The sequence below is a fragment of the Algoriphagus sp. 4150 genome (assembly GCF_031457395.1).
GTDB lineage: Bacteria > Bacteroidota > Bacteroidia > Cytophagales > Cyclobacteriaceae > Algoriphagus.
This window is the reverse complement of record NZ_JAVDWS010000028.1, coordinates 49,981-58,331: the sequence shown is the minus strand read 5'-3', so window position 1 is coordinate 58,331 and position 8,351 is coordinate 49,981. Positions and strand designations below refer to the sequence as shown.

Here is an 8,351-nt window from a genome sequence, read left to right as displayed (position 1 = left end):
AAGATTTATCCGGTTGATTTCTACGAAAATGGTGGATGCCGGGATTTATAATCATGCCCCTGTGTGTCGCGCTCCCGTCATGGATATTTCATCTGATTATTTTTTGATTTTTAAAGGACAGATAGCCGGTTCCGTCCGCCGCGGCGGATCGGGAGAATCTCGCATGGCTTATAATCATCCCGATGTGTGATCCCGTAGGTACGGAATCATGCCTATCTGGCCACAGGCAGGCTCAATTTCTCTGTTCTTTTGCCTTGACGCAAAAGAACCAAAAAGTCAAGACGCCAGCAAAGCTTCACCCCGCAGCCCAGCCGCCTGGCTCGCTGCTGCGTCACCCCTCCCCGCCCTAAAAACAAGCGATCTTGCTGATGCGGTGTCTTTCGGCATCTAAACATCCCCCTCCCGAAGCAAGTTTGGGACAAGTTGTGTGTTCCTTAGGTACAGAATCATGGGTATTTTATCTGTTTATATTTTGTTTTAAAGGTCATAACCTGTCCCGTGACAAAGGAGACGGGAATCTTTCAAGTTCCACCGCTTTTTTCTAGTTGTCAAAATTCACATTGATAAAGGTGGCCACCCCAAATCTCACACCGCCCCGTTGGAAATCGGTATTCTCGAATCCTGCTCCCATTTCCAGCCTGAAGATTCTAAACAGATTATCCAAGGAATACCCAACTTCCCAGTAATGTGGGGAATTGTCTGTCTTTAAATAATTAAAGAAAACATTCTCTCTCAATCCCGAAAATCTCAGCATAGGCAACTGCGTGAAAATAAATTTTCTAAACTGATAATGTACAATTCCGGAGAAATACGTCGAATTGGTGCTGTATTTATAATAATCCATAAAGCGGTAATTCGATGCGGGACCGAAATTCGAGAAGATCGTTCTATTTCCTCCAAAATGCTGGAAATCGGGAAAACACACCTTATCATTCGACAAGAATGAACCGGCTGAAAGATTAAAATCCAGTTTACCACTGACACCAAATGTATAATTATGCTGAACGCCCAATTCCAGGTGATCAAAATCAGCAGCAGCTCCGTCACCGCTTATGCCGCCAAAAGCTTTATTATAGGTGACTTTGACCAAAGGCGACCTATCCGTTATAGCATATTTACGCCCGTTTCTAATCCCGTATTTAATCCCCGGCCGCCATTCTAGCTCAGTATTCAATTTGAGAATATCATGATTGTTAAAAGAGCTTGGATCAGTTTCTACATTTTCCGGTTGGTTGGGAGTGTATTCCCGGCCCGGTTTATTATAGATGCTGTAATTGTTCGTATTGAATAATTCCCTTCGGTGGGCATAGGTCATATTTACTCTATATGTAATACCTCCATTGACCCGATGTGCCCAGTAAGCCTGGGCAAAATCCTGCTCATACAGCTTCATGTAATTCTGTCTGAAAAACTGGGAGTACAAAGCATTCACTTGCTCATTGATAGGTTCTCCACCATTGAATTGATAAATGTACCTTCCCCCTTTTACACCAAAAGTAGTTCCCGAAACCGGCAAGGTGCTAGACCATCGGAAATCCACTTTTCCATAAAAGCGATCGCTGGAAAACCCATACCTGAGTTCAGGTTCTATATTGAAACTTTTGCGAAGCACACTCACACTATCAGCCAACTTGGTTGATGATTCTTTTCTATAGAATAACCCCATTCCCAGCTTGAAGCCTTCGACAGTGTTAAAGGAGGTCTTGGTCCAATTTTCCTTGAACCCTATAGAAACTCCCTTCCCTAGGCTATAGGAGGCTCCATTCATAAAATCAAGCGGCTTCAATTTGCTTTTTGCCTTCTTGGCTATAGAATCCACATCACTCATCTTGGCTACTTCCACCGTGGCCAAACTATCATCCCGCTGATATCCCTGAATCTCACTCTTCGTCAACGGCACAGGGCGAATACTATCCCAGTACGCCTGATTGTACTTTTTCGCCATTGAATCCACTTCATAGTAGGTTTCTTGGACTATCTCAGGTTCCTTCTGCTCTTTCAGAGATTGCTTTTCATATTCATTGATCAGCTTGCGGTACTCCTTCCGTGTCTTGGGTTCTTCCTTGGCCAGCTGCTCCAATGCTGAAAGAGATTTATCAAATTTCACCGCTTCATCGGGAATCGCCTGTACTTTTTCATCGATGATTTCGGGTACAATTTCCAAATCAGGATTCAGTTCTATTTCATATTCACGGGTAGAAGCCAGATATTTGAAATTCCCCTCAAAACCAAAAATCTTTCCTCCGAAATCGTAGGTATGTGTCAGTGGCATCCAGACATTCTCGGCCACCGGAGCATATTGCTGCTTTGCCTGAATCTGAAAGCCCAGCAAGGATGTCTGAAGATTCAAACTATGAATTGCCCACAAATCCTCTATTATATAAATGAACCCTTCGAACACCTGCTCTCCACGGGACCGCGGAGTCACTTTAATTTTGTTTACTACCACATTCTGGTCTAGAAAACTTCCTTCGTACCGGAACTTGTAATACTGGAAAGCAGCTCTGGAAAGGGGCGAAATGATCCCGTTAATTTTTTCCTGATAAAAAGTAGTCTGAATGTAAGGTGCAGGGGAAGTGGATTGATTGTCTCCATTTGTACGGATTGATATTACCTTTTCCTCCACTTTATTGGGTTGGGTAAAGGTGATTCTCGACACAGATTCCGAAGTGTAATCCTCATTGAGTTTGAGACCTTCTTTTTCTATGGTTTTCCTGAGAAAGAAAGGTGCATCTGTCAATTTCCCCGTCCCTTTGAGATAAACGGACATGCTATACTTCTGAATCTGAAGCCTGTGATATTTGGCTTTGGCGATTGCTTTACGCATTATAGTCAATGCAGGGTCTTCTGCCCCTGCCCTTACTTCCACTTCTGCCAAAGTGTATTCCTGTGGCTCCATCACAAAATCCTTAGTAGTCCATTCATCTGTCACGATGATAGTTTCGATTTGGGATTTGTAGCCGAGAAATTGAACCAACACATCATATATCCCCTTGGGAAGCTTGTACTCATAATTCCCTTCCTCATTGGTGGGTACGCCATCGCCAAGATTACGTATGTAGACTGATGCATAAGCCAGAGGTTCACCATCTGAAGATTTCACTTTCCCTCTGATCCCTTGAGCTGTTGAATGATTGCTAAAAAATACCCCCAATAAAGAAACACATAAGACAAGGGCTAATTGTAGTCGTTTTTTCATAAAAGTCGGTTTGTAGCTCAAGATAAACAGCTTTTCAAAAAACGACTTTATCCGGGTTTAGTTTTAAGATGATTTAGCAACAAAATCAGGTGGTATTCTACCTGGTCGGGTGTCCAAATAGCTTGAATAAAGAGTTCAGTTGCATTTCTTATAAAGGATTTTTTCCGCTATACACCCTGTCTTCCCTAAAATTTTTACAAATGAATTGAGTAGTGAAAATCCCCCTTTAACGAAACGATTGTTTTTTTAATCTTTTTAAAAAAAACTCCATTTCATGCCTTTTCAAAAATGGAAAACGATTTCCATTGACATAATGATAGAGAACCAGTGTTATAATTGCCGAATTCTTAAAATTTACATTATTCTGTTAAACCATTTTCTTCAATAATCATTTTGATAAAATGTTAAGAATTGCAAAATTAAAATTAATGCCAGACTTTAGACTCGAAATAACATAGTCCATACTTATTTCAACCTAATCAAACAATCAACCCTATGCAAAACTATTTACTGAAACAAAAGACGTTTCTACTTGCATTGGCGCTAATTTTCTGCGCCACACTTGTAGCAAACGCCCAGAGCAGAACCGTCACCGGTACAGTTATGGATCCTGCCTTTGGAGAGCCTGTACCCGGAGCAACTGTGGTAGTCAAGGGCACTACCCGTGGGACCGCCACCGATTTGGATGGGAAATTCACCATCGACCTACAGGCCGGTGACCAAATACTTGTTATCTCCTTCGTTGGCTATTTACCCCAAGAAGTCGAGGTCGGTAACCAGACAGACCTAACAATCAATCTAAGAGAGGATATTCAAAGTCTGGAAGAAGCAGTTGTAATCGGATATGGCACACAAGACAAAAAGGAAATCACTTCTGCAGTGGTTGGAGTCAAACCTGAAGATTTTAACCGAGGTAACATTGTCAATCCTGCTCAACTGTTACAGGGTAAGGTTGCCGGGCTGTCCATCACACGTCCGGGAGGAAATCCTAATAGTGGTTTTGAAGTTAGACTTAGAGGTCTTTCTACCTTTGGAGCCAATTCCTCTCCCTTGATCGTGTTGGATGGAGTAATCGGAGCGTCTTTAGAGAATGTTGATCCAAATGACATTGAGTCCATAGATGTACTGAAAGACGGATCTGCAGCAGCTATTTATGGAGCTAGGGGCTCATCCGGTGTTATTTTGGTCACTACCAACAAAAAGAATAACCGGGAAGGGACCACCAATGTATCGATCAATACCTACGGGACTATAAACCAAGCCACCAATCTAATCCCTACACTTTCCGTGGAGGACTTTATCCAAAGGGGCGGGACGGATTTTGGAAGCCGCACTGATTGGAGAGGCGAAATGCTCAGCGACTCTTTTTCCTCTTCTACGAGTGCAAGTATTTCTGGAGGATTCAATAACACAAATTACTTGGCCTCGGTCAACTATCGTGATAACCAAGGAGTAATAAAAGGAGTGGAGAATAAGCGTCTGAATGCAAGACTAAACTTACGACAGGGTGCATTAGACAATAGACTGAGATTCAACATCAACCTTTCTGTAACAAACGAGGATCAAGAAAGGGTAAATAATGACGCATTCAGATATGCGACCATTTACAACCCTACTGCCCCTATTTTTGAAGATTCCGAAGATTCCGACAGATTCGGCGGCTATTTCCAGCGCTCCATTACGGATTACTTTAATCCAATTGCTCTTGTCAATCAGCAAAAGTTTGTAAGTGAGATTAAGTCCTCACTTTTCTCTACCTTAATAGAATATGATATTTTGGATAAACTTACGCTTTCTGCACAATTTTCCCAGGATACCCGAAATGAACTTAATGGTAATTTTTGGTCAAAACAGGATTTTGCCGTAGGCTTTGGCGCAAATGGATCAGCACAACGTACCACCAATGATAGACTTCGGCAAATATTTGAATCAACACTACGATACGAGTATGATTTCACTAATAATCTAAATATGGCACTTCTTGGTGGTATAGGATTCCAATCCACCAAAAACCAAGGGTTTAATGCAAGATCCCGACAATATCTTTTTGATACGGGGTGGGACAATCTCGGGGGGGGGTCTATCCGTGTAGGTAATAATACAGAAATGTCATCCTATGCCAATGAAGATCAATTGAATTCTCTATTCGGTAGAGCAAACTTCAACTACAGAAACACCTTCTTTTTCTCGGCTTCGGTAAGAGCGGAAACTTACTCAGGTTTTGGAGCCAACAATCAAACAGGGGTTTTCCCGGCATTTAGTTTGGGGACTGATTTCAAAAGACTATTTGATTTAGGCATTGTAAGCCAGTTAAAGCCCAGAGTCTCATTTGGTGTGACTGGAAATCTACCTCCATCTCCTACTCTTGCTATAGGTGCATATACCAACGGCAACCGAATAGACCTAGACGGGGATCCGCAAACAACCAATGATGTATATGTAGGCATAGTGCAAGGTTCCAACCCAAACCGTGATTTGAAATGGGAAAGTAAACAAGAGTTGAATTTCGGTATCGATTACGGACTATGGAACGACAAAGTAACAGGTAGTGTAGATTATTACATCCGAAATATTTCTGATTTGCTTTTCAATGTCCCTGTATCCCCTGGCACACCAAATCAATTTGATCCGGGCAGGTTCAATACCGTTGCTTCCACCTGGGTGAATTTAGCAGATCTCCGGGCTGCAGGTTTTGAATTTGCTTTAGGTGTCAACTCCATTAATCTTGGCAGGGTTAATTGGACTCCAAATGCAAACTTCACAATTTATGATAAAACGACCATCAAAAGTTTCTCCTCTGGAGATCTTGGTTTCGACGAGCTTCGCTACGCCACCCCTGGTTCTCCGGGACAAAACAGTAACCCAATTATTTACAACAGAGTAGGTCAGACCTTAGGAGATACCTACGGACCAATTCTGCAAGGATATACTGAAGATGGGGATTACATTCTTTCTACAGAAAACCCGGATGAATTTGAGAAAGTCGGTAATGGACTGCCTAAAGGAGAATTTGGCTTTGCCAACAGGTTCGCTTATAATTCATGGGACTTCAGTTTCTTCCTTAGGGGTGTCTGGGGGCATACCTTATACAATTCTTATAGAGGATTCTATGAAAATGCAGACGGGGGATCAAATGCATACAATTCTGTAATCACAGATAAAACTCCAACTAATCCATTGGTAACAGCTGCCCCCACTTATAACAGTTCCTATGTGGAAGATGCGTCTTTTGTAAGATTGGACAATTTAGAATTAGGGCATAATTTCAAGACCAACTCCAAAAATATCAGCTCTTTGAGGCTCTATTTCGCAGCTCAAAACCTATTTACCATCACAGGATATACAGGAATAGATCCTGAGGCCCGACTTACTGATGCCAACAATGACGATGGTTTCACCTCAGCCCTTTCACCAGGAATCGAACGAATGAACACCTACTTCCAGGTAAGATCTTTCACTTTAGGGCTATCTCTTAATTTCAAATAATTAAAAATCACATAGCTATGTCTAAACATATAAAAAACATATTTCTTGGGAGCCTAATTCTGCTTATGGGAGCTTGTTGGGAGCTAGACCAAGAAGTTCTGGATGGCGTCACTCAGGAGCAAGTGAATAATAGTACAGACCCGAATCTGATCCCAGTATTGAAAGCCTCCGCTTATTCTAGAATCATAGGAAGCTGGGGGGCAAATGAAGGCATTTGGTCTCTTCATGAGGTATCGTCCGACGAAGTTGTTGTACCTACACGCGGTCCGGATTGGCAAGACGGTAATGCATGGGTGCGACTTCACCGTCATACCTGGGAACCTTCTGAACCATCAATTAACAATACCTGGAACTACTGTTATACGGCTATTGGTGAAATCAATAACCTTATGGTACAGTACCCAACTTTCCCTGAATTGAAAGCAGAACTATCGGTATTGAGGGCACTTGTGTATTCATGGCTTATAGATGTCTATGGGAATGTACCCATATCCACAGAAGATGATCTTGGATCCAATCCAACCAATAATTCTAGACAAGAGGTATTTGACTTCATAGAAAAGTCCGTAAAAGACAATATTGACCTACTGATCAAAGAGGATCAAAAAACTGTTCTAAATTATTATTCTGCCCAAGCAATTTTGGCAAAACTATACATAAATGCAGAAGTCTATACCGGTACTCCAAGATGGGCAGAGGCTGAAGCAGCAGCAGATGAGATCATTTCAAGTGGTGTTTATTCATTAACATCTAACTACTTCGCCAACTTTGCCACCAATAACGCCGGTTCTTCCGAAAATATACTGACACTGCCTTATGATGAGAACAATGCTACGGGATTCAACCTTTCTATGATGACTTTGCATGCGTTAAATCAGCAAACCTACAATTTGCAAGAACAACCTTGGAATGGCTATGCTTCTCTGGAAGAATTCTATAATACGTATGACGAGAATGATTTAAGAAAGGATAACTTCATAGTTGGACCACAGTTTTCCTCCACCGGTGCTAGATTGAATGACGCTTCATTTGAACCGGAAGATCCGGATGGGGCTCCCCTTACATTTACGCCAAAAATCCGGGAACTTACTCCTAAAGCCTTGCGACAAGACGGAGCAAGAATCGGCAAATTTGAATTTGCGCGAGGGTCAAACAGTAACTTAAGCAATGACTACCCTCTTTTCAGATATGCTGATATTATGTTAGTGAGTGCTGAGGCAAAATTCAGGCAGGGCAACACCGCTGAAGCTACCGAAATCGTCAATCAGATCCGCGCTCGTGCAGATGTGCCACCATTTGCAAATATGACTCTAGAAGATCTTTACAATGAAAGAGGAAGGGAAATGTTTGCAGAAGCTACAAGAAGGACCGACCAAATACGTTTTGGGAAATTTAATCAGGCATGGTGGGAGAAAGCTCCTTCTCAACCATTTAGAAATATCTTTCCAATTCCGCAAAATCAGATTAATGCCAACCCTAATCTGACACAAAATCCAGGGTATTAATAAAGTTTTGGAATGCATTGAAAAGGGAGTATACTTTAAAAGTATGCTTCCTTTTTTCATCTGTTCATAATTTGTTTTAAGAGGTCAGATGGAATCTCGCATTACAGATAATTATCCCTCTGTGTGTTCCCATAGGTCCGGGATCATTCCTGTCTGCGTCA

4 protein-coding genes are annotated in these 8,351 nt (G+C 41.9%); 3 read left to right on the top strand and 1 reads right to left on the bottom strand.

What is annotated here, in order from left to right; all coding sequences use genetic code 11:
* On the top strand, nucleotides 1–190 hold a 190-nt coding region (locus J2X69_RS22575), incomplete at its 5' end, for a hypothetical protein (RefSeq protein WP_310108418.1).
* A 351-nt stretch (nucleotides 191–541) separates the two neighbouring features.
* Here J2X69_RS22575 and J2X69_RS22570 read toward each other — a convergent pair.
* Nucleotides 542–3,199, bottom strand: coding sequence for a DUF5686 and carboxypeptidase regulatory-like domain-containing protein (locus J2X69_RS22570; protein ID WP_310108415.1), 2,658 nt, complete (start codon nucleotides 3,197–3,199; stop codon nucleotides 542–544).
* A gap of 495 nt (nucleotides 3,200–3,694) precedes the next feature.
* Here J2X69_RS22570 and J2X69_RS22565 point away from each other — a divergent pair, with 495 nt between their 5' ends.
* Together J2X69_RS22565 and J2X69_RS22560 are read left to right on the top strand one after the other, a co-directional pair.
* Complete coding sequence (locus J2X69_RS22565; protein WP_310108413.1) at nucleotides 3,695–6,685, top strand: SusC/RagA family TonB-linked outer membrane protein; 2,991 nt, start codon at nucleotides 3,695–3,697, stop codon at nucleotides 6,683–6,685.
* A 17-nt stretch (nucleotides 6,686–6,702) separates the two neighbouring features.
* Entirely contained in the window at nucleotides 6,703–8,190 is a 1,488-nt protein-coding gene (locus J2X69_RS22560) for a RagB/SusD family nutrient uptake outer membrane protein (protein WP_310108411.1), read from the top strand.
* Nucleotides 8,191–8,351: the final 161 nt, after the last annotated feature.